Below are 23,823 nucleotides of genomic sequence, written 5' to 3' on the forward strand. Positions count from 1 at the left end.
AAGCCCTTGATTTTCATCAAAGGCTTTTCAATGTAGCAATATTTTTACTCACAATTATCCGTAAAAATGAGCTTTTTGCCTGTCCGTGCTATGGACTACATCATGCCAGGCATTCCACCGCCACCCATTGGAGGCATAGCTGGAGTTTCTTCTTTTATATCAACTAAAGCACATTCAGTGGTTAAGATCATACCAGCAACAGAAGCTGCATTCTCTAAAGCGATACGTGTTACTTTCTTAGGGTCAATAATCCCTTCCTTAAGCATATCTACATATTCTTCGTTTTTAGCATCGTAACCAAAGTCTTTCTTACCTTCTAAAACTTTGTTGATGACTACTGAACCTTCACCACCAGCATTTTCTACGATAGTTCGCAATGGAGACTCAATCGCCTTATTCACGATTTGCACACCTGTAGTTTCGTCTAGATTTTCAGTTTCTAGCTTTTCAAGTGTTTTCTTAGCTCTTACCAAAGCTACACCACCACCAGCAACGATACCTTCTTCAACCGCTGCTCTAGTAGCATGTAAGGCATCGTCAACACGATCTTTCTTTTCTTTCATTTCAACTTCAGAAGCCGCACCAACATATAGCACTGCAACGCCACCAGCTAATTTGGCTAAACGCTCTTGAAGTTTTTCTTTGTCGTAATCTGACGTTGTAGTTTCTATCTGCGCTTTAATTTGGTTAACGCGTGCCTTAATGTCCGAAGACTTTCCGTTTCCATTAACTATCGTCGTATTGTCTTTATCAATCATTACAGACTCTGCAGTTCCTAGCATTGAAAGGTCAGCGTTCTCAAGAGAAAAACCTCTTTCTTCAGAAATAACGGTTCCTCCTGTTAAGATGGCGATATCCTCGAGCATGGCTTTACGTCTGTCACCAAATCCTGGAGCTTTTACTGCTGCAATTTTTAATCCTCCACGTAGTTTGTTAACCACTAAGGTTGCTAAAGCTTGCCCTTCAACGTCTTCTGCGATAATTAATAATGGACGACCAGATTGTGCAACAGGTTCTAGTATTGGAAGAATTTCTTGTAAGTTAGAAATCTTTTTGTCGAATAATAAGATGTAAGGGTTTTCAAGATCAGCAACCATTTTGTCTGCGTCAGTTACAAAGTAAGGTGACAAATAGCCTCTGTCGAATTGCATACCTTCAACAACATCAACATATGTGTCAGTACCTTTTGCTTCTTCAACTGTAATAACACCTTCTTTACCTACCTTACCAAAAGCTTCTGCAATTAATTCACCAATGGTATTGTCATTATTTGCAGAGATTGAGGCTACTTGCTGAATCTTCTCTGATGAATTGCCTACTTTTTTAGCTTGTTTTTCTAAATCGGAAGTAATGGCATTTACGGCTTTTTCAATACCACGTTTTAAGTCCATTGGGTTTGCACCAGCAGCGACATTTTTAAGTCCTTCTTTTACGATGGCTTGGGCTAAAACAGTGGCGGTTGTTGTACCATCACCAGCTAGATCGTTAGTTTTAGAAGCCACTTCTTTTACCATTTGTGCTCCCATGTTTTCTAATTCGTCTTCTAGCTCAATTTCTTTTGCCACAGAAACTCCATCTTTTGTAACCTGTGGTGCTCCAAACGATTTACCTACAATAACATTTCGACCTTTAGGACCTAATGTTACTTTTACTGCGTTTGCCAAAGCATCGACTCCGCGTTTTAGTCCGTCGCGTGCTTCAATATCAAATTTTATATCTTTTGCCATTTTTTAATATGCTTTATGCCCTTAGCCATATGCTTTAGGCGTTAGTTTAATTTTTGTTTTAGTGTATAGATTTTTCTTTTAATTGTATTGATTTCTTCATTCAATTTCATGAATGATTCACTATCGATATAGTTTAAGTCTTTAGATAGAATAATTAAGTATTCTGCTTCACAAGCTGAGCCCAGAGCTATTGTTAAAAAACGATTGAATTCAGTATCACTAGTTCTTCCGCAGCCCTCACTAATATTTGTTGGGATTGATGAAGAAGCTCTTCGAATTTGAGAGATTACTCCGTAGATTTCTTCTTTGGGAAATGACTGGGATACTTCGTATATCTTAAGTGCAAAAGCATGGCTTAATTCCCAAATATCATATTTTTTAAAATCTCTCATCGCTTGGAGCTTAAGGCTAACTGCTTAAAGCTGATTAAACAATTGCCAGAATGTCGCTCTCGCGCATCATTAAATAGTCTTTACCTTCTAGTTTTAATTCAGTGCCTCCATATTTTCCGTACAATACAGTGTCACCAACCTTAACAGTTAAGGGTTCATCTTTTTTTCCGTTGCCAACAGCAACAACAGTTCCCTTTTGCGGTTTTTCTTTAGCATTATCTGGAATAATAATACCAGAAGCTGTAGTTGTTTCTGCTTCCATCGGTTCTACGAGAACGCGATCTGCTAAAGGTTTAATGTTTAAGCTCATTCTATTTGAATTTTTTATAATTAATTATTGTTTTAACGCTATAGCGTTATTCGAAAATTATGCCAAGTCAAAACAACTGACAAACTTACAGTAATACCTGTATTTTTTGGAAATGAAAAAGCCAACTCTAAAAGCCGGCTTTAAATCTTTAAATAATGTATAAAATTAATTATCCACCTATGGAGTCATTTAAATTAGTTGTGTCTTCTGATGTAGATGGTAATGTAGCTGGCGTTTCAGTGGCTTCATCTTCATCTAAAGCTGTAGAGCCGACACCATTACCACCGTCTAGTGTTAAGTTAGAAGCTAAGATTAAAACAATTAGTGCTGTAGCCAAAAACCAAGTACTTTTGTCTAAAAAATCACCAGTTTTCTTTACACCACCCAATTGCTGGGTGCCACCACCACCAAATGATGATGAAAGACCACCTCCTTTAGGATTTTGAACCATAATTACAGCAACTAATAAAAAAGCTACTACAACAATTAATATTAAGAATATAGTAAATGGACTCATTTTATTTTGTATTATCTTTTAATTCTTCTACCAATTTTATTTGGTCTGCAAAGAAACTACTTTTTTCTGGATATTTCAAACTTAAAATTTTATAAGATTGAATGGCTTTGTCATAGTTTTTCTGCTCTAAATAAATACGTGCCAAAGTTTCTGTCATTAAGTTCTCAGAGACATCATCTTCATTATTGATTAATTTAGGTTTTGGCGTATGGCCTGTTACCGGTTTTATCCTAGGATTTTCAGTAATGAATTTGTCTATAAGATCCAATTTGTTTTGGAGAGGTTGTGTTGTTTTACTCTCGAGTTCAACTTTTGCCGTGGAGCTTTCTTCTCTCACAATAGGCTTAAAGTTTGTGATCTTTAACCATTCGGTAAATGAATGGCTCTCGTTTTTATCGAATTCTAAAGGTTTTCCAATATTAAGTTGCTCTGCTGGTGTAATATTAGCGACATCAACAGCAATGATGGAATCTTCAATCTTTGGAGCTTCTACTTGTGATACAGGATCTATTTTAGCTTTAAATAGGTCAGGATCTAAAACACCCTCAGTAGCTTTAATGTGTTCCTTTAGTGCATCATCGATGGTTACACTTTTATTTACTGAAATATCGTCAACATCACTAACCTCCAATGCTTTAATGTGTTGTGAGTTTTGCTTTATTTGCTCTGAAATTTCGTTTTGGTTAAATACTTCTGAAGTTATATAATCGAACAATACGCTACGGTCTGTTGTATGCGCTGCTGTGATTTTTAATGTACTGTTATACTTGTAGCTTTCTTTTTGTTTTAGGCCTTTAAGATATAAAGCACGTAATGGTTGAAAGTAAGGGAACTCATTAATTCTTTCAGAAAGTGCCTCTGTCTGGGAGTTGGTTATTGCCTCAGGGTGTTGTAAAAGATATGTGAGTTCTTTGACTAGCATAGGTTACCAATTCGCTAATGAAGTATTAAAAATATCTTGGGTTAAACGTTCAAAAATGACTTCGAAAGCTTCATCCTTAATTGCGCCTGCCAATTGTGCGTCGGCATCAAAATCATAGAAGAATGAGAAACTTTGCTCAAAATCTTTTTCTTCGTCTAGTGTATTGAAATAGCGTACATTGACACCGATTGTTAATCGGTTTTGTGCTGCAGTATTTTCTGCAGTAGCCGTCATAGGCGCAATTCGGTATTCTGTTATTTCACCTTCAAAAAGCAAGTCACCACCAGAATTTACCAAGTTGAGACTTGTTTGGTTTTGAATTAAATCTTGCAACGCATTTGTAAAATCGATGTCCAAACCTGGTTCTACCAAATCGGCATTATTCTGAAAGAAATTGACTTGAAATGTTTCGGCATTACCAGTATCGGCTCCCGTAAACGAATAAGTGACTTTACAGGCAGTTAAAAGAGCACATAAAATGAATAATGTTAAGATGTATTTTAAAACTTTCATTTAATAGGTGTTTGGCCGTTTCATAGTCACAAAAGCATAGATATAACCTGCATTATCGGCAACATCAAAATCCACATTGATGAGTCGATATCCTTGATAATGCTTTTCATTGATTAGGTCTTCGGCTTCTTTGCGAATGGCTTCAGAACTGTTTGGTCTAAATGACTTTCGGATCATAAATATTTCTACTGCTTTCATGCTTTGTATTTCTCTTGAGTTTGAATTTTGTAGACTCAACTTTGAAGTAGAACTTTTAAAAAAGTAATTTCTTGTGGCTGATGTCATAAAGTTTTCAAAAATACCAGATTAATTAGGAGGGATGTCATCTCCTTGGTAATAATATTTTGCTGATACATATTCATTCTCTAAGACACCAACAAAGTAAGAACGTACAATACTACTTACGGGTAGGCTTAATGTGTTAAAATCATAAGTGTACTCTTCGTGATGTGGATTTTCGGGGTGATCTGTACTATCCATGTTGTTTTTAGAAAGCAAGTGCGGATTAAAAAGCATATTCGTTAGTGTATTTCCAATATCTTGGAGAAACGAGAATACATAGACAAAATTTGTGTTTTCTTGAAACAAGGGATTAAGACTATCATCATAAGATGGGGTTGAATCTGCGTCAACATTACCATATAAAACAATATTTTGGTCTGAATAATTGAGAACATAATGATCAAAAGCTGCTTCTTGGTATGTTGTACCGTCAGGAAAATAATACACATGGTAACCATATCCTCCATGTATCTCTCTTATTAGACCATTTTCTCCTTCGAATAATAATCTAAATGAAAATACCGCTTCGTTTTCATCGTCGGGCTCAGGAAGTGAGTCCGGTCCACTAAAGCTAGAGTCTTCTATGTAAAAATTATAATCGTTTGGGTTGTCTAGGAGAAAATCATCTATTGGAATATAGTCTGTAATAGTTGGATTATACACAAAAGTTCTATCATTAACTTGAGTTATTCTATTATTTTCATCGTATGAAATGCTATACAACGTAGTTTCCATTGTACCATTAATACTAGCAATAGATGTTAATTGGTTAGACTCATTAAAATTATAAGTATAAGTGTTTTCTTGGGTTTCTAGAGATTCTAATCTTCCGTTTTCATCAAATTTATATCTTGATTTTATTGAACCATCTAGATTAAGTTGATGGTATTCTGCAATTGTTGTAGGATCTGGTGTAATTTCATTGGTTTCGTCTGTATTATTACACGAAACAAAAAATAGGCTATAGATTATAATTAGTAGAATTGTTCTCATATTGTTAAGTTTAGATATACTAAGATAAAAAACTACAGATCGTATTGTTTAATTTTGCGATATAAAGTACGCTCGCTGATGCCTAATTCGGCAGCCGCAAGTTTACGTTTCCCTTTGTGGCGTTCCAAGGATTTTTTAATCAATTCGAGTTCCTTATCCTGTAAAGATAAGGTTTCTTCTTCTTCAATTTCTTCGGCAAAATGATATTTGTCTTCAACTTCTACTGTGGTCGGGTCACTAGATTCCGTATGTTCTGGTATGGATAAGACCTCTAGGTTATCAACGGTTGATGCAGTTTCAAATCCCTCATTGGTTTTATCGCCATATATTTTCTGGATAAGATGTTCATGTTCTTTCTGAACATCAGACACACTGTCCTTCTTCATCAGCTCCATAGTGAGTTTCTTTAGATCGTTAAGGTCACTTTTCATGTCAAACAGGACTTTGTAAAGTATCTCTCGTTCATTGCTAAAATCACTATCATTTTTGGTGCTGTTAACTACAGCTGGTAGATTGGTTCCTGTATTGGGAAGATAAGTCTGAAGGGTTTGCGCATTAATAGTTCGGTTGTGTTCTAATACAGAAACTTGTTCGGCCACATTTCTCAGTTGACGGATATTTCCGTTCCATCTATATTTTAGTAGCAATGCAATGGCATCGTCTGTTAGCTTTATGGTAGGCATTTTGTATTTAAGTGCAAAGTCGCTTGCAAATTTTCTAAACAGTAAATGGATATCGTCTTTACGCTCGCGAAGGGCTGGTAAATTAATTTCAATCGTACTCAAACGGTAGTAAAGATCTTCTCTAAACTTTTCGCGTTTTATGGCTTCGAACATATTGACATTCGTAGCTGCTACGATTCTTACATTGGTTTTTTGAACCTTACTAGAACCTACTTTTATAAACTCTCCATTTTCCAAAACACGTAGCAATCTTACTTGAGTGGTTAATGGTAATTCACCAACTTCATCTAAGAATATGGTGCCACCATCTGCTACTTCGAAATAACCCGAACGTGTTTGTGTAGCACCAGTAAAAGCGCCTTTTTCATGACCAAAAAGTTCACTGTCTATAGTGCCTTCTGGTATAGCTCCGCAGTTAACCGCAATGTACTTACCATGTTTACGATGTGAGAGCTGGTGTATGATTTTTGGAATACTCTCTTTACCAACGCCGCTTTCTCCGGTAACTAATACAGAAATATCTGTGGCCGCCACCTGGATCGCCTTTTCTATAGCACGATTAAGTTTAGGGTCGTTCCCTATAATACCAAAGCGTTGCTTTATGGCTTGAATGGATTCCATTAAACTATCTTTCGTAATACTTGTATTAATTGACGTAATTAAATTCTTCGTCCATGCTGACCGAAAAAACATCACCAAAACTATAGTCAACATCGCGTCTAGTGATTCTTCCGACTGAATTGTATTCTAAATCGAAAGTGAATGTGTCTTCATCAGAAGAAATGCCGGTCCAATTATTTGTGGAATGAAATTGGGCAATGTATTGGCCAATTTCATCAGAGTACTCATCTGCGAGGAAGTTGAGCAAATAATTATCATTATAAACTACTTGCAAGGGATTGGTATTATCATCAAAAGTATACGAATAATCACTATCTAATTCTCCAGTACCCAGGCTACTATTAATATTTCCTACACCATTGTAGGTAATAGTTTCGCTCTGAATGGAAAAACCACCATCGAATGATTCTTTTTTTATGATACGGTCAAAACCATCTAAAGTGAATACTGTAGATATGCTCGAGCCGACTTCTGTCCGAGTGATGGTATTGTCTGCATATTCGAAATTATAAACATAGTCATCAAAATCATCTTCAAAATAGTCATACGTGATTTGAGAGATGCGACCATCTGTGTAAGTAATCAAATATTCATTTGTTGTGACTCCACTAGTATTTACAGAAATATTACTTATAATTTGTCCCTCATTGTTACGTGTGTATGTTTGAGTTTCGGTTTCCGAGGGTGTTCCTTCAACTTCTAAAACAATATTGCTCGATACTATTTTATCGTCGGATATATTGATATCAGAGTTGGTTATGGTGCGAAGTGTAAGGCCAAAAAACTCAATTGAGATATCAGTGTCAAGTTCAAAGACCGAAAGGGTTAAATCTCCACTTTCGCTTCCACTGCCACCTCCGACATCATCGCCACCACCATCATCACCTCCTCCACTTTGTTCGGTTAAATCAGAATCTATAGGTTCGTTGTCACAAGCGGTTAATAACGCCAAGATTAAAAAGGACAATAATAATTTTTTCATTGAAATATTAATTTAATTCGTTGTTTTTAGAATAGCCAACTGCTTTACCAATAAGTGTAGCACTGGTACAATCTAATATTTTTATATTAACAAAGTCACCTGGTTTATAGTGTTCTTTCGGGAATACTGCAACCATGTTTTGGTTGTTTCTACCTGCCCAATGGGCATCAGATTTTCTCGATGTTTTTTCGATTAAGACTTCCTGAGTTTTTCCAACGTGCTGTTGGGCTCTATATAAACTATGTCTTCTTTGTAGTGCTTGGATTTCGTTAAGCCGTCTCTTCTTAACGTCTGCAGGTATATCATCTTCCATTTTGCGACCTGCTAATGTACCAGGGCGCTCAGAATAGGCAAACATAAAACCATAGTCGTATTTAACATAGTCCATTAAGGTCAGAGTGTCTTGATGATCTTCTTCGGTTTCCGTAGGAAATCCGGCAATCATGTCTTGGCTAATACCAACATCAGGGATAATTCGACGGATATTGTCTATAAGCTCAAAATACTCTTCTCTGGTATGTAAGCGGTTCATAGCTTTTAAAATACGATTACTTCCACTTTGTACTGGTAGATGTATATAATTACAGATATTTTCGTATTTAGCCATGGTTTCTATAACATCAATGGTCATATCCTGAGGGTTCGATGTAGAAAAACGAAAACGCATTTTGGGTTGTGCCTTGGCACATAACTCAAGTAGTTTAGCAAAGTTTACTGCTGTCGCTTTTTGTAGTTCTGAGGCTTTATCAAAATCTTTTTTCAAACCACCACCATACCATAGATAACTGTCTACATTTTGGCCTAAAAGCGTCACCTCTCTATAGCCCTTACCCCATAGGTCATTAACTTCTTCTATAACACTCTGAGGATCTCTACTGCGTTCCCTGCCTCTGGTAAAGGGTACAACGCAAAATGTACACATATTATCACAGCCTCTGGTAATAGATACAAAAGCAGTAACTCCGTTACTATTCAATCTTACAGGAGAAATATCGCCGTAGGTTTCTTCTTTAGAGAGAATAACATTTATAGCTTCCCTGCCTTCTTCAACTTCGGATAAAAGGTTGGGTAAGTCTTTGTAAGCATCTGGTCCAACAACTAAATCAACGATTTTTTCTTCTTCGAGGAATTTTGTTTTTAAGCGTTCTGCCATACAACCCAAAACTCCAACTTTCATATTTGGATTTTTGTCTTTAATTGTATTATAGTATTTTAAACGCTTTCTTACAGTTTGCTCGGCTTTGTCCCTGATAGAGCATGTGTTAACCAGAACCAAATCGGCATCTTCTAAACTCTGTGTGGTATTATAACCTTGATTAGATAATATAGAGGCTACTATCTCACTATCACTAAAATTCATTTGGCAACCATAACTCTCAATAAAGAGTTTTTTTTGATTTCCCTCTTTTTGATCTAATATTAAGGCTTCCCCTTGTTTGTTCTCGTCGATAATTTTTTCCATTCTAAATATTTCGCTAATACGAAAAGTCTTAATGTTCTGTGTAAACTCAATAAACATGCAAAGATAGTATTATTTTAGGGATTATGACAAAGTGTCAGCCATATATTTAGTTTGTTAATAGCGAGTAGGTTTTGATATTGCAACTGATAATTCGAAGCTTGATAAAAAAAAGTAGTATTTTAATGCAACCTTTTTATATTTTTACGTCTTATAAAAAAAAGAGGATGAATTTTAGAAAGTTTAGTCATATACTGTTATACGCCTTGTTTTTATTAAATTTTCAGTGTTTTGAAGATGACGCAAATACAGACTTACCGGATAATTGTGGTACCTTTGCACTAATAGATAGTGGTACATTTCAGAACGGTGCCACTAGTCTATATAGCATAATTGGTGTAGATATAACCGATGATTGTATGTCTATAAATTTCTCAGCAACTGGATGTGATGGCTCTACATGGATCATGCAATTGATAGATTCTGGTGAAGTACAGGAAACTTCCCCGCCCCAACGTTCCATTAAACTATTTTTGATTAATGATGAAGCGTGTCTTGCAGAAATTAGCGCTGTACAGATTTTCGACCTTTCAACATTGAGAGTGGAGGGTGAAAGTGAAATAATTCTTAATCTAGAAGGGTTCGATGAGCCAATAACCTATACATATTAAAAGTAAAATATTACAAATTTTTCGCAAATCTATTAAGCCTTGTTTTTCGCAAGGTTTTTTGTTTTGTGATAATTAAAGAGAAGTTAAAATGCGCTGTATTTAAGACCAAATTAGGATTGTAACTTAATTTTCCTATACATTTGTAACCTCAAAAAATAAAGTATGCCGAAGAATCTAGTCATAGTTGAGTCACCTGCCAAAGCAAAAACCATAGAAAAATTTTTAGGAAAGGATTATAAAGTTGAGTCGAGTTTTGGGCATATCTCCGACTTACCGTCAAAAGAGCTAGGCGTTGATGTAGATGGCGATTTTGAACCTAAATATAGAGTCTCTAGCGACAAGAGAGATATTGTAAAAAAGCTTAAGGAATTAGCCAAAAAAGCAGAAATGGTTTGGCTGGCAAGTGATGAAGATAGAGAGGGAGAAGCTATAGCATGGCATTTAGCTGAAGCTTTAGGTCTAGATAAGGACAAAACAAAACGTATTGTGTTTCATGAGATTACTAAAGGAGCAATTAAAAAGGCTATTGAGAATCCCAGAAGTATCGATTACAATTTAGTTGATGCACAACAAGCCAGACGTGTTTTAGACCGCATAGTAGGATATGAACTCTCGCCCGTTCTTTGGAGAAAAGTTAAAGGAGGTTTATCCGCAGGTAGGGTACAATCGGTTTCAGTAAGATTAATTGTAGAGCGCGAAAGAGATATTCAAAATTTCAAGACCAATACGTCTTATAGGATTGATGCAGAATTTACATCTCAAGAAGGTAAATCATTTAAAGCAAAACTCCCAAAGAACTTTAGTTCAGAAGAAGAAGCACTAGATTTTTTAAAAGCTAATAAAGAAGCTTCGTATCAAGTTTCGGATCTACAGAAAAAACCTGCTAAGAAATCACCGGCTGCACCTTTTACAACATCTACACTACAACAAGAAGCCTCTAGAAAATTAGGATTTTCTGTGAGCCGGACTATGAGTAATGCCCAACGTCTATATGAAGCTGGTCTTATTACTTACATGAGAACAGATAGTGTAAACTTATCTGAAGAAGCAAGAAAAAGTGCAGAAAGTGAAATCATTTCGACTTATGGGGTTTCATACAGTAATCCAAGAAATTATAAAGGAAAATCCAAAGGAGCACAAGAAGCTCATGAAGCCATCAGACCAACTGATTTTGGTAACCAAACAGTAAATGTTGAGAGAGACCAAGCGAGACTATACGATTTGATATGGAAACGAGCTATTGCTTCGCAAATGAGTGATGCTAAATTAGAACGTACGAGCTTAAGGATTAAAGTTAATGCATCTAATAAGATAAGCGAGCAATTCATTGCAAATGGAGAGATCATTACATTTGATGGGTTCCTTAAAGTTTATTTGGAAGGCACCGATGATGAAGATGCAGAGCAAGAAGGTATTTTACCACATATGGAGATAGGCGAGGAGCTTAATAATAAATATATTACAGCAACACAACGTTTTACCAGACCACCTTCTAGATATACCGAAGCCTCGTTGGTTAAACAGTTAGAGGAATTGGGTATAGGACGTCCTTCGACATATGCGCCTACCATATCAACAATTCAGAACAGAAATTATATAGAAAAGGGATCCAATGAAGGAGAAGAGAGAAATTATCAACAGCTGACTTTGCAAAATGGTACAATCAATAATATATTACTTTCTGAAAAAGTAGGGGCCAATAAAGGTAAACTAGTACCCACAGATACAGGAATGATAGTAACCGATTTTCTGGTTAACCATTTTGAAAATATCCTAGATTATAATTTTACAGCTAAAGTAGAAGAAAGCTTTGATGATATAGCTGAGGGTAAGGAAGATTGGAAGGCAATGATGAAAGACTTCTACAAAGGATTTCACCCTCAGGTTGAAGATGTTCAGGAAAATGCAGAGCGTGAATCGGGCGAACGTATCCTAGGGGTGGACCCTAAAACAGGTCGTCAAGTGAGTGTACGCCTAGGAAAATTTGGACCTATGGTCCAAGTTGGTACCGTAGAGGATGAAGAAAAACCAAAGTTTGCAAGTCTATCGCCAGATCAACAGTTGAGTTCTATCACGTTTGAAGAGGCTATGGATTTATTTAAGTTACCTAAAGCTTTAGGTCATTACAAGGACGATGAGGTTGAGGTGAATAATGGTCGTTTTGGTCCATATGTTCGTTTTGGTAAAAAGTTTGTATCCTTACCAAAAGGTGTAGATCCGCTCGGTATAGATTTGGATGAAGCCATAATCTATATAAAACAGAAAGAAAAAGCTGATGCTCCAATATATAAGTACCAAGGATTGGAAGTGACTAAAGGGAAAGGTCGTTTTGGACCATTTATAAAGTGGAACAACATGTTTATAAATGTTAATAAAAAATACGATTGGGACAACTTATCTGAAGAAGACATCGTAACTTTGATCGAAGATAAAATTCAAAAGGAGAAAGACAAGCTTATCCATGTTTGGGAAGATGAAGGCATAAGAGTAGAAAAGGCAAGATGGGGGAGGCACAATGTTATTAAGGGGAAGCAGAAAGTTGAACTAGCCAAAACCGTTGATGTCTCTGATATGACGCTAGAAGAAGCAACAGCCATTCTCGAGAAAAACGCACCTAAAAAGAAAACAAAAAAAGCACCGGCTAAAAAGAAATAATAGATAATATGAATTTTAATTTTCTAACGCCTGTTTCAGATGCGGTTTTAGCTCACAACGAGTTAATAGCACAACAAGCACTAGGAAAAAAAATCAAAGTTCATTCGCGACAAAATGGGATTCCAGATTTAGATAATGTGCAGTTAGCTATCATTGGAGTTCAAGAAAATCGAAATGATGTCAATTATATGGGAGCTGACATTAACTTCGATTCGGTAAGAAAAGCACTCTACACTTTATTTCCAGGAAACTGGAATACTACAATAGCAGATTTAGGGGATATTGAACCTGGTGAATCCGTAGAGGATACATATTTTGCAATTAAGACTGCAATCACAGTCTTGATAGAACGAAATATCATACCAATTATATTAGGTGGAAGCCAGGATTTAACCTATGCAAATTATCGGGCTTACGACACGGTTATGCCCATGGTAAATATTGTCAATGTCGATACCAATTTTGATTTAGGCGATGCCAATTTGCCTATTAGAAATAATAGTTATGTTGGTAAAATCATAGTTGAAGAGCCTTACAACCTCTTTAATTATTCAACAATAGGGTATCAAACATATTTTAACTCCCAAGAGGAGATAGATCTCATGGAAAAGTTGTATTTTGAGGCCTATCGTTTGGGTGAAATTTCAAATGAGATAATTAGGGTAGAACCATTATTGCGCGACGCACATATTGTATCCGTTGATTTAAGATCAGTGAGGGCGGCAGAAGTGAGTGACAACCAAAAATACTCACCTAATGGATTTTCGGGCAAAGAGATTTGCGCTATATCGCGTTATGCTGGCATAAGCAATAAAGTGTCTTCTTTTGGTGTCTATGAGTATAAGCATTCAAAAAATGACAATGCTACATCAATGTTGTTAGCCCAAATAATTTGGTATTTTATCGAGGGGGTTAATTGCAGGGTTAAGGATGACGATTTTACAAATGATAATCATTTTCAGAAGTTCAATGTGTTGGTCGATAGTGATGAACTCATTTTTTATAAGAGCCTAAAAACGGGTCGTTGGTGGATTGAAATTCCATTTTTGCCAGATGTTAATAATAAATTAAAAAAGCACACGTTATTACCATGCATGCACTCTGATTATGTTAGCGCTACTCAAGGCGAAATACCAGAAAGGTGGTATAAGGCTTACAGGAAGAACAGTTTTTGAGTATTACGTTTTATCGATAATTTAACATTAAAAGTATCGACGAAATGCATTTTTCAAGGACGAAATGCAAAAAAAATTAGAAAAAAGTTGTTTTTTCGAAAATATATAAATATGTTTACGACCTTAAAATTAAGGACGACTAATTTAACCTCGAGTTACTATGAATATTAAGAAATTTATTTTACTAAGCACTGTATTGGTTTTAGTAGCCAGTTGTAATTCTGGAGACCGTGGACAGCTAGTAGGTGTTAAAGGTAAAAAGTGGCACCCAGAAAAACCTTATGGTATGACACTAGTTCCTGGTGGAGCTTTTATTATGGGTAAATCAGATGATGACATCGCTGGTGTTAAAGATGCGCCTACAAAGACGGCTACAGTACGTGCTTTTTACATGGATGAGACCGAGATTACCAATAGTGAGTACAGACAGTTTGTACACTGGGTAAGAGATTCTATACTTAGACTTAAGTTAGCAGAAATGGCAGACTTAGAGGGTAAAACTCCTGGTAACGGTGATATAGGCGAGTTTGCATATTTAGATTCTAACCCTGAAGAGTTAAATGCTTACGAAAGTTATATGCAAAATACTTATGGTAACGAGCAAAGAAAAATAAATCGTGATGCCGATTTAATTTTTGATACAGATGACTATCCAGACGAATTATATGCAGAAGTAATGGATGGTATGTATTTGCCACTAGAAGAGTCTTATAATGGACAACGTACTTGGGATGTAAAGCAATTTAAGTTTCAATATACTTATATGGACATTGCCAAAGCCGCTAAAGATAGAAGCTTAAGGCGTTCGCAAGTCATAGAACAAGAGGAAGTAGAAGTGTATCCAGATACAACGGCATGGATAAGAGATTTCGCCTATTCTTACAACGAGCCAATGCACAATGATTATTTCTGGCACGATGCTTATGGCGATTATCCTGTAGTAGGTGTGTCTTGGAAACAAGCACAAGCATTCTGCCAATGGCGAACTTTATATCATAACGGATACCAAAAGAGTAAAGGGAGACAGCCTGTTAACTCTTACAGATTACCTTCTGAAGCAGAATGGGAATATGCTGCACGTGGTGGACTTCAAGGTGCTTCTTATCCTTGGGGTGGACCATATACAAAAAATGATAGAGGCTGCTTCATGGCAAACTTCAAACCTTTACGTGGAGACTATGCAGCAGATCAAGCTCTTTACACAGTAGAAGCAGATGCATACGACCCTAATGATTTCAATTTGTATAATATGGCTGGGAATGTTTCAGAATGGGTAAACGGATCTTATGACCCTGCATCTTACGAATATTCTTCAACAATTAACCCAAATGTCAACGACCCAGACAACTCCCGTAAAGTTGTAAGAGGAGGTTCTTGGAAAGATGTTTCTTACTTCTTACAAGTTAGTTCAAGAGATTATGAATACGCGGATTCTGCAAGAAGTTATATAGGATTTAGAACCGTTCAGGACTACATGGGAACTGAGGTGACTAAAAATGCAGCAACGAATTAACAACAATACAAACTTTAACCCGAATTAAATTAACCTACTTAAGTTACGTCCAATTAACTTAAACTAAAAACTAAACAAATTATGGCACAGAAAGGTAAAATGACATTAACAAACATGATCTACGGATTAGGAGCGGCAATCGTAATCGTTGGAGCATTATTTAAAATTCAACACTGGCCTTACGGTTCAGAGATCTTAACTATAGGTATGATTGTTGAGGCATTGGTATTTACATACTCAGCTTTCGAAAAGCAACAGGCCGACTTAGATTGGTCTTTAGTATATCCTGAATTGGCTGGAGGTCAGAATTTAGGAAAGAAGAAAAAAGAAGAACCAAAAGATGCTGAAGGCATATTATCTAAAAAATTAGATAATTTATTAAAAGAGGCCAAAATAGATGGCGAACTTATGGCTAGTCTAGGAAACAGTATCAAAAACTTTGAAGGCGCTGCAAAAAACTTAAACCCAACAGTAGATTCTATGACTGCACAAAAGAAGTATAGCGAAGAGCTATCATTAGCAGCAGCACAAATGGAGTCTTTAAACAGCCTTTACAAAGTACAAATGGAGAGTGCTAATCGCCAAGCTGCAATCAACGAAGAAGCAGTAGAAAATGCGACAAAGTTAAAAGAACAAATGCAATCCCTTGCATCTAACCTTTCATCATTAAATGGTGTATATGGTGGTATGTTATCTGCTATGAACAAAAACTAATTAGTTTTTTATTATCGATTTAATTAATTAACAACATTAAAAACTAATTACAATGGCAGGAGGAAAATTATCTGCAAGGCAGAAAATGATTAACTTAATGTACTTGGTATTTATTGCTATGATGGCAATGAATATGTCCAAGGAGGTACTATCCGCTTTCGGTTTAATGGAAGCTAAATTTGCTGATTCTAACTCATTAACCGGTGATAGAAATACTGCTTTATTAGAAGACTTAGAAAAGAAAGCCGAAGAAAAACCTGAAGAGTTCTTAGTGTCTTCAGGCAAGGCCAAGGCTATAAGTGATATATCTAACGATTTTTACAATTATATAGAAACTCTAAAAGTAGACCTTCTCAAAAATGGTAATTATGCAGTAGATTCTGAAACAGGAAAGTTACCTTTTGAGGCTATGGATAAAACTGATATCCTCGACGAGATGTGGTTTACAGGAGATCGTCTCACTAAAAAAGGCGATGCCGTCATGGTTAAAATAGAAGACTATAAGAAAAGAATAAAAGACATTCTTGGAAAAGATGTTAAAGCTACTAAGGTACTTAACAATTTTGAAAAGACATTTAACACTGAAAAAGTTGAAAATAAAGATGGTAAGAAAATCGATTGGTTAGATTATCACTTTAAAGGTTTTCCTGCTATTGCTTCTTACACAAAGTTGACTGCGATGCAAAATGACGTTAGAGTTACAGAGTCTAATATGATAAATTATTATATGGGTAATGTACTGTCAGATGCAGTTACTTTAGATAAATACAAAGCGATTGTTTTAGCAGATAAGTCAGCATTCTTTGCGGGTGAAAAATTCCAAGGACGCGTAGTAATCGGAAAATATGCAAAAGTTCCACCAACAAAATTAGTTGTTCAGGGAGAAGAAATTGATTTATCAAAAGCTATAGATTCTTCTGGAGCAGCAACGTTAGACTTTAATGTAGGTAACGTTGGTGAGCACCAAATAGATGGTAAGTTTACTTTTATGGAAGATGGTAAGCCATTAGAGATTGACATTAAAGGTAATTATGTCGTTGTTCCAAGACCAAATTCAGCTACAATTTCTGCAGATAAGATGAATGTGGTATACCGTGGTGTAGATAATCCAATGACGATTTCATTTGCTGGTGTCCCAGATAATAAAGTAACAGCAACTGGTACAGGTTTATCTAAAGCGTCAGGACAAGGTAAATATATTATGAAAGCTCCAACTGGAAAGGATGTGACGATTAATGTAACAGCAACTTTAGATGATGGCTCTAAAGCAACGGATAGTAAAACTTTTAGAATTAAGGATATTCCTGCACCAACAGGAATGATATCTGGTCAGACAGGTGTTGTAAAATTACCGAAGCGTAATGTAGAAGTTGGTACAGTAGGCGCTAAATTAGATGATTTTGTATTTGATTTACCGATCGAAACAACATCATTTAAGATTAAGGTGCCTGGACAACCAACGGTTAACGTAGCTGGTACTAAAATGAACTCACAGGCTAAAGCGGCTATACGTAGAGCGCGTAGTGGGGACAATATTACCATTTTTGATATTAAAGCAAGGATAACAGGTAATGCATCATATCGATTAAAGAATGTATCGCCTGTGGTAGTTGAAGTGACCAACTAGCAAATAATAGATTTAAAATTAAAACCCAAATTTTGAGTAAGATGAAATTGAAAAGTTTTTTATATGTTGGATTAACAGTTTTTGCAACACACAGTATGTTTGCGCAAGCTAATATCCTTAATGCAAAAATACCTGAAGAAATAGGTATGAAAACTGAAGCTGAATTACTTTTGGATAATGACAAACCGTTAGAATATGGTTATGTTGGAGATAGAGACATCTTATTTTCTAAAATGATTTGGGAAAAAGTAGTGTTAGATGAACGTGTAAACTTTCCTTTGTATTTCCCGGTTGAAAACAATTTAGGAGATGATAGAAAGTCATTATACCGAGTTTTAAAGGAAAATATGGATAGTGGTATGATCCCTAAAGTTTATGCAGATTCTTACTTTACTGAAGAACGTACTTTAGAAGATTTAGAAGCGTCATTGACCATGACTAGAATCACCGATGCTGGTATAGACTATATGAACGAAAATGGTGTGGGAGAAGATCAGTTACCAGAAGAATACGTTATACGTAGAGATATTGGTCCTGCAGATATTAATTCTTACCTTATCAAAGGATTATGGTATTTTGACAAACGTCAAGGCGAATTAAAGTACAGAATCTTAGGAATTGCTCCAGCGGCACCAGACGTTAACTTTATCGATGAAGAAGGTTCTGAGAATAGTGAACCAATTCCTATGTTTTGGGTATTTTATCCAGAAGTAAGGGATATTTTGCACGAGGCAAAATCATTTAACAATACTAATAGTGCCACACCTATTTCTTTTGATCATTTGTTAAACAGTCGTCGTTTTCATGGTCTAATCTATAGAGAAGAAAACGTATATGGTGACAGAAAAGTTGAAGAATACATTTCTGATAATGCATTGATGCAACTTTTAGAATCCGAGCGTATTAAAAACAAGATCAGGGATTTTGAACAAGACATGTGGAGTTATTAAAACACTCAAATAAAAGTAAAAGCGCTCACCTATAAGGATGAGCGTTTTTTTATTGCTATCTTTTTGAGTAAGGCAGAAATCTTTTTGATATTTTCGTTGTTATGAGTCAAGTAGATTATATTGTTGTAGGTTGTGGTTTGGCCAGTATTGCCTTTTGTGAGCAATTGTTGGCAAATGATAAGTCTTTTGTGGTGTTCGATGATAGCTCTCAACAATCTTCAATAGTGGCCGCAGGTTTATATAATCCTGTAATTCTAAAACGTTTTTCAGAAGTTTGGAAAGCCAAAGAGCAATTAAAAATTGCATTTCCGTTATATAATAAAATAGAGGAAGAATTAGATATTACTATAGATTATAAGCTTCAGCTTTTAAGAAGGTTTACGTCAATAGAAGAGCAGAATTTATGGTTTAATGCTTCAGATAAACCTAGTTTAGAACCTTTTCTTTCAACGACACTCATAAAAAACACTAACAATGCCATTAATGCACCTTTCAGCTTAGGGGAAGTCTTACAGGCTGGTCGATTAGATACAAAAAGACTTATAAGTTCTTATAAAGATTTTTTAAGAAGAATTAATTCTTTGAAGGAAACCCAATTTTTGTATGAAGATCTAGTAATTCAAGTTGATTCCCTTCAATATTCAGATATAAAAGCAAAGCAGATTATTTTTGCTGAGGGTTATGGTATGAAGAAAAATCCTTTCTTTAAGTATCTGCCACTTAATGGAACCAAAGGAGAAGTACTAACCATAAAAGCACCAGAATTAAATCTTGGTACTGCTATAAAATCTTCAGTGTTTATTATCCCTATAGGTAATGACCTCTATACGGTTGGATCGACATATAATTGGGATGATAAATCTAATATACCTACAGAAGAAGGCAAAAATGAGTTACTTTCTAAATTGAGGGGATTCATCACATGCGATTTCGAAATTGTAGAACACGTAGCAGGTGTTAGACCCACAGTAAAAGATCGAAGACCTTTGGTGGGCAGGCATCCAGAACATCAAAATTTATATGTTTTAAACGGTCTGGGAACTCGAGGAGTAATGATTGCACCTTATGTTGCAGATAAGCTTTATGGTTTTATAGAAAAAGCTAATCCTTTGGATGCTGAAATTGATATCTCTCGCTTTACTTTTTCACCAGAGATTTATCGTAGCTCATGAAAAGATTAATCCAAATGTTTCTGGACAAGCGCATTATAACAGGTAAAAAGCACACTAATGTGAGTACGATACTAATAAAGGCAATTGTGATAGAAGATTCAAAAATTAAATAACTGATTACAAATGCGGCAACGGCAAAAGCAATTCCAACACCATAGCTAACATACATTGACCCATAAAAGAATGACGGTTCCATTCTATATCTTGTGCCGCAATGTGAGCAAGTATCATTGATCTTTAACGTCTTAGAAAGTATGTATGGATTTTTTTCGCTGTACATGGATTCTTGGTGACATTTAGGGCAGGCACCAAAAAGAATACTATATAATTTCATTCCTTTTCTAATCATAACTAAAACCTTTACTTTTACATTTTTTGTAGCAATACAAAGGTAATTTTTTACAATACTTAATACAGTAACAATTGTAACTTTATAGCAATTGTATTATTCAAAAATACTATGTTAAATATCCATAATTTATCAATTTCTTTTCAAGGAGAATACCTTTTTGAGGATATTACCTTTAAACTCGGAGTTGGTGATAGAATTGGCCTTATAGGCAAGAATGGTGCAGGTAAATCTACAATGCTAAGAATTTTAGCTAAAGAGCAAGACGCGGATACTGGGCAAATTGCAGCAGATAAAGATTTAAAGATAGGGTTTTTAAAACAGGATATAGATTTCGACTTCGGAAAAACGGTTTTAGAAGAATCTTATGAAGCATTTAAGGAAATAAAAGCTTGTGAAGCAAGACTAGAAGAAATCAATATACAATTGGCCGAGCGAACGGACTATGAAAGCGAATCTTATAATCAGTTAATGATAGATTTAAATGAGATTCAACACCAATACGAAATTTTAGGTGGTTATAACTATCAAGGAGAAACAGAGAAGATTCTCCAAGGTCTAGGGTTTAAGCGAGAAGACTTTACCAAGCTTACGGATACGTTTTCTGGCGGTTGGCGCATGCGTATTGAGTTGGCAAAATTATTACTTCAGAATAATGATTTATTACTTTTAGATGAGCCCACAAACCATTTGGATATTGAATCAATAATTTGGTTAGAAAGTTTTCTCAAAAACTATATTGGAGCTGTTGTCATAGTATCTCACGATAAAATGTTTTTAGACAATGTCACCAATCGTACTATAGAAATTTCCCTAGGTCGCATTTATGATTATAATAAACCTTATACCAAATTTTTGGCATTGCGAAAAGAGATGAAGGTACAGCAATTGGCCGCTCAGAAAAATCAAGAAAAGCAGATACAGCAAACGCAAAAGCTTATTGAGAAATTTAGAGCAAAGGCTTCTAAAGCTACTATGGCACAATCGCTTATAAAGAAACTCGACCGTATGGAGCGAATCGAGGTCGATGAGGATGACCATAGTGTTATGAGCTTAAGTTTTCCGGTATCCATAACACCGGGAAAGGTGGTTGTAGAATTAGAGAAGGTCTCTAAAAACTATGGTGAATTACAAGTCTTACACCATGTAGATTTAATTATTGCGAGAGATACCAAGACTGCCTTTGTTGGCCAGAACGGACAGGGCAAATCTACTTTAGCCAAAATTATAGTTGGTGAGATAACTCACCAAGGGCATTTAAAGTTGGGGCATAATGTACAGATCGGTTATTTTGCCCAGAACCAAGCGGAATACTTAGATGGTAACAAAACGGTTTTGGACACCATGATTGATTCAGCCAATGAGACCAACAGGAGTAAGGTAAGAGATATTTTAGGAGCATTTTTGTTTCGAGGTGATGAGGTTGAAAAATACGTAAAGGTCTTATCTGGTGGTGAACGCAATCGATTAGCTTTAGCCAAGTTATTATTACAACCTTTGAATGTTTTAATTATGGATGAGCCCACGAATCATCTGGACATAAAATCTAAAAATGTACTTAAAGAAGCTTTAAAGAAGTTTCAAGGTACCTTAATTTTAGTATCGCACGACAGGGATTTTCTTCAAGGCTTAGCGGATACTGTTTACGAATTTAAAGATCAAAAAATAAAGGAATATTTAGGCGACATCGATTACTATTTGGAACAACGTAATCTTGAGAATTTAAGAGAAGCCGAAAAACGCACAATTATTGAAAAGCAACCTAAGGCAAGCAATAATAAAAAGAGCTACGAGGATCAAAAGAAATTAAAATCCTTAAATAATAAGTTGAGCAATATAGAGTCTAAAATCAATCAACTAGAAAAGGCTATTAAAAATGATGATGTGGCTTTAGCTACCAATTACGACGAAACGGTCTCCGACCCTAATTTTTTTGATTCTTACCAATCTAAAAAACGCGATTTAGAAAGGCTCATGGAAGATTGGGAGACCCTACAAGAACAAATAGAACTCTTGAGTTGATGGAAGAACATTTTTTTCAATGTCCATATTGTTGGGAGCAAATTTCCATGTTGGTTGATATCTCTCAAGCCCATCAAAACTATGTAGAGGATTGTGAAATATGTTGCAATCCAATTCAAGTTTCAGTATCTGTTGATAATCACGAAATAGTCTATTTCCAAGCTGAAAACCTAGAACAATAGAAAAAATTTAAATTATTGATAATCAATTATTTATATTTTAAAGACATGCAGTTCGTCGAAAAAATTTGCACTTTAAAGGATTAGTATTTATTTTCGAATTATTATTGTGCCCCTCCACAAAATCTGCTATTATGAAAACTATTAAATTAACCCTACTATGTTGCTTGCTTTCTGCATTTACATTTGCCGACGTATCACAAAGCGAAAAAGACGCCCTGTTGGCACTTTATAATGCAACAAATGGTGAATCTTGGAAAACATCTTGGAATATTAACGAACCCATTTCAGATTGGTACGGTGTAACTATTGAGAATGATAAGGTTGTGGCTATAAGCTTAACCTTTAATAATTTGAATGGACAATTACCAAATGAAATAGCCCAACTAAAATCTTTAAGAAAGCTCAACCTTTCGTTCAACAAATTGCAAGGCGAATTACCAAAGGCGCTTACGACTATGATTGGTTTAGAGGAATTAAAACTATTTTCCAATAATTTTATTGGTGCTATTCCAGAAGACATAGGTAATTTAACCAATCTTAAAATGCTTGAGTTATATAATAATGGTTTTTCTGGTGTGATTCCATCCTCTATCGGTAACCTTTCTAATCTAGAAACGTTGATCTTAAGCAGCAATCAACTTATAGGAAAATTGCCTGCAAGTATTTCTAATCTTAAGTCACTAAAAGTATTGAGTCTTTTTGATAATAGTTTGCTAGGTACTGTACCTTCTTCAATTGGCGATTTAACAGAATTGGAAGAATTGGTATTATCCAACAATGCATTTTATGGTAATTTACCAGGCGAATTGGCTCAGTTATCTAACCTTAAAACCTTGCTTTTAAGCAATAATGGGTTTAAAGGAAACTATGCGAGTTTAAAGGATGAATTGCCAAATATTGTGGATTTCGATTTAGATGAAGTAAATTTAAAAGGTGCTTTGGCCACATTAGATGACGAAGAGGATGACGATTAGTATATAAAGTTTTAATTATATTGGTTAAATAGCGTTCAATATGTTTTTTGAACGTTTTTTTTTGTTTTAATACTTGTTAAAAGTAAAAAGGGTTGTATATTTGCTGTTCGATATCGCGGGATAGAGCAGTAGGTAGCTCGTCGGGCTCATAACCCGAAGGTCACTGGTTCGAGTCCAGTTCCCGCTACTAGTAAAGATAAGGCTTTCAATTTTTTGAAAGCCTTTTTTTATTTCTTTCCTAAAACATACCTAAAACAAAGTGTTTTTTCACTTATAGCTTCTTTAGCCAATTTCTTTCGAATGGATATTTTGGCTGTAGTTGTTTCGTTTTTCACTTGTCCGTTTGTTTTAGCATTTGATGCCAAAAATTAAAAATTTTAAGATTAAACATTTTTTATTATTTGAGATCTGCACTAGT

23 protein-coding genes and 1 tRNA gene are annotated in these 23,823 nt (G+C 35.4%); 12 read left to right on the forward strand and 12 right to left on the reverse strand.

What is annotated here, in order from left to right; translation table 11 throughout:
- Positions 1 to 95: 95 nt before the first annotated feature.
- From groL to miaB, 11 genes are all read right to left on the reverse strand, one after another.
- Positions 96 to 1,727 (reverse strand): chaperonin GroEL, encoded by a 1,632-nt coding sequence (gene groL, locus Q0972_RS06510; RefSeq protein ID WP_299363990.1) that lies wholly within the window; start codon positions 1,725 to 1,727, stop codon positions 96 to 98.
- A gap of 41 nt (positions 1,728 to 1,768) precedes the next feature.
- Complete coding sequence (locus tag Q0972_RS06515) at positions 1,769 to 2,119, reverse strand: four helix bundle protein (protein WP_299363992.1); 351 nt, start codon at positions 2,117 to 2,119, stop codon at positions 1,769 to 1,771.
- Between the two features lie 34 nt (positions 2,120 to 2,153).
- Positions 2,154 to 2,429 carry a co-chaperone GroES gene (gene groES, locus Q0972_RS06520; protein WP_224476726.1) on the reverse strand — a complete coding sequence of 92 codons (276 nt, stop codon included), beginning with the start codon at positions 2,427 to 2,429 and terminating at the stop codon, positions 2,154 to 2,156.
- Positions 2,430 to 2,598: 169 nt separating this feature from the next.
- Complete coding sequence (gene secG, locus Q0972_RS06525; RefSeq protein WP_299363995.1) at positions 2,599 to 2,946, reverse strand: preprotein translocase subunit SecG; 348 nt, start codon at positions 2,944 to 2,946, stop codon at positions 2,599 to 2,601.
- 1 nt (position 2,947) lies between these two features.
- Positions 2,948 to 3,868 (reverse strand): hypothetical protein, encoded by a 921-nt coding sequence (locus Q0972_RS06530; protein ID WP_299363997.1) that lies wholly within the window; start codon positions 3,866 to 3,868, stop codon positions 2,948 to 2,950.
- A 3-nt stretch (positions 3,869 to 3,871) separates the two neighbouring features.
- Entirely contained in the window at positions 3,872 to 4,381 is a 510-nt protein-coding gene (locus Q0972_RS06535; RefSeq protein WP_299363999.1) for an LptE family protein, read from the reverse strand.
- Entirely contained in the window at positions 4,382 to 4,579 is a 198-nt protein-coding gene (locus Q0972_RS06540) for a hypothetical protein (RefSeq protein WP_299364001.1), read from the reverse strand.
- Positions 4,580 to 4,687: 108 nt separating this feature from the next.
- Positions 4,688 to 5,656, reverse strand: a complete 969-nt coding sequence (locus tag Q0972_RS06545; protein WP_299364004.1) for a hypothetical protein — start codon at positions 5,654 to 5,656, stop codon at positions 4,688 to 4,690.
- A gap of 32 nt (positions 5,657 to 5,688) precedes the next feature.
- Entirely contained in the window at positions 5,689 to 6,960 is a 1,272-nt protein-coding gene (locus tag Q0972_RS06550) for a sigma-54-dependent Fis family transcriptional regulator (protein ID WP_299364006.1), read from the reverse strand.
- Between the two features lie 25 nt (positions 6,961 to 6,985).
- Complete coding sequence (locus tag Q0972_RS06555; RefSeq protein ID WP_299364009.1) at positions 6,986 to 7,942, reverse strand: hypothetical protein; 957 nt, start codon at positions 7,940 to 7,942, stop codon at positions 6,986 to 6,988.
- Between the two features lie 7 nt (positions 7,943 to 7,949).
- Entirely contained in the window at positions 7,950 to 9,404 is a 1,455-nt protein-coding gene (miaB, locus tag Q0972_RS06560; protein WP_299364011.1) for a tRNA (N6-isopentenyl adenosine(37)-C2)-methylthiotransferase MiaB, read from the reverse strand.
- Between the two features lie 224 nt (positions 9,405 to 9,628).
- Between miaB and Q0972_RS06565 the strand changes: the two genes are divergently transcribed.
- The 8 genes from Q0972_RS06565 (at position 9,629) to Q0972_RS06600 (ending at position 19,878) form a co-directional block, all read left to right on the forward strand.
- Positions 9,629 to 10,072 (forward strand): hypothetical protein, encoded by a 444-nt coding sequence (locus Q0972_RS06565; protein ID WP_299364013.1) that lies wholly within the window; start codon positions 9,629 to 9,631, stop codon positions 10,070 to 10,072.
- Between the two features lie 162 nt (positions 10,073 to 10,234).
- Entirely contained in the window at positions 10,235 to 12,727 is a 2,493-nt protein-coding gene (topA, locus tag Q0972_RS06570; protein WP_299364015.1) for a type I DNA topoisomerase, read from the forward strand.
- Between the two features lie 8 nt (positions 12,728 to 12,735).
- Entirely contained in the window at positions 12,736 to 13,902 is a 1,167-nt protein-coding gene (locus Q0972_RS06575; RefSeq protein WP_299364017.1) for a formimidoylglutamase, read from the forward strand.
- Positions 13,903 to 14,062: 160 nt separating this feature from the next.
- On the forward strand, positions 14,063 to 15,415 hold the full coding sequence (gene gldK, locus Q0972_RS06580) for a gliding motility lipoprotein GldK (protein ID WP_299364019.1): 1,353 nt from the start codon (positions 14,063 to 14,065) through the stop codon (positions 15,413 to 15,415).
- A gap of 81 nt (positions 15,416 to 15,496) precedes the next feature.
- Positions 15,497 to 16,129 carry a gliding motility protein GldL gene (gldL, locus tag Q0972_RS06585; protein WP_299364021.1) on the forward strand — a complete coding sequence of 211 codons (633 nt, stop codon included), beginning with the start codon at positions 15,497 to 15,499 and terminating at the stop codon, positions 16,127 to 16,129.
- 52 nt (positions 16,130 to 16,181) lie between these two features.
- Complete coding sequence (gldM, locus tag Q0972_RS06590; protein ID WP_299364023.1) at positions 16,182 to 17,756, forward strand: gliding motility protein GldM; 1,575 nt, start codon at positions 16,182 to 16,184, stop codon at positions 17,754 to 17,756.
- 41 nt (positions 17,757 to 17,797) lie between these two features.
- Positions 17,798 to 18,706 (forward strand): gliding motility protein GldN, encoded by a 909-nt coding sequence (gene gldN, locus Q0972_RS06595; RefSeq protein ID WP_299364025.1) that lies wholly within the window; start codon positions 17,798 to 17,800, stop codon positions 18,704 to 18,706.
- Between the two features lie 101 nt (positions 18,707 to 18,807).
- A complete protein-coding gene (locus Q0972_RS06600; RefSeq protein WP_299364026.1) occupies positions 18,808 to 19,878 on the forward strand; it encodes an FAD-binding oxidoreductase in 1,071 nt (356 codons plus the stop codon).
- Here Q0972_RS06600 and Q0972_RS06605 read toward each other — a convergent pair.
- Positions 19,844 to 20,227, reverse strand: coding sequence for a DUF983 domain-containing protein (locus Q0972_RS06605; RefSeq protein WP_299364028.1), 384 nt, complete (start codon positions 20,225 to 20,227; stop codon positions 19,844 to 19,846). The two genes, Q0972_RS06600 and Q0972_RS06605, sit on opposite strands and share 35 nt — an antisense overlap.
- A gap of 111 nt (positions 20,228 to 20,338) precedes the next feature.
- Here Q0972_RS06605 and Q0972_RS06610 point away from each other — a divergent pair, with 111 nt between their 5' ends.
- From Q0972_RS06610 to Q0972_RS06625, 4 genes are all read left to right on the forward strand, one after another.
- The gene (locus Q0972_RS06610) at positions 20,339 to 22,249 is read left to right on the forward strand and encodes an ABC-F family ATP-binding cassette domain-containing protein (RefSeq protein ID WP_299364029.1); all 1,911 of its coding nucleotides are present in this window, start codon (positions 20,339 to 20,341) and stop codon (positions 22,247 to 22,249) included.
- On the forward strand, positions 22,249 to 22,431 hold the full coding sequence (locus tag Q0972_RS06615; RefSeq protein WP_299364138.1) for a CPXCG motif-containing cysteine-rich protein: 183 nt from the start codon (positions 22,249 to 22,251) through the stop codon (positions 22,429 to 22,431). The genes Q0972_RS06610 and Q0972_RS06615 overlap by 1 nt, the downstream gene beginning before the upstream one ends.
- Positions 22,432 to 22,562: 131 nt before the next feature.
- Positions 22,563 to 23,405 (forward strand): Two component regulator three Y domain protein, encoded by an 843-nt coding sequence (locus Q0972_RS06620; RefSeq protein WP_299364031.1) that lies wholly within the window; start codon positions 22,563 to 22,565, stop codon positions 23,403 to 23,405.
- Positions 23,406 to 23,519: 114 nt separating this feature from the next.
- Positions 23,520 to 23,592: transfer RNA gene (locus tag Q0972_RS06625), tRNA-Met, on the forward strand.
- Positions 23,593 to 23,823 lie beyond the last annotated feature (231 nt).

The organism is Winogradskyella sp., assembly GCF_028282165.1.
GTDB lineage: Bacteria > Bacteroidota > Bacteroidia > Flavobacteriales > Flavobacteriaceae > Winogradskyella.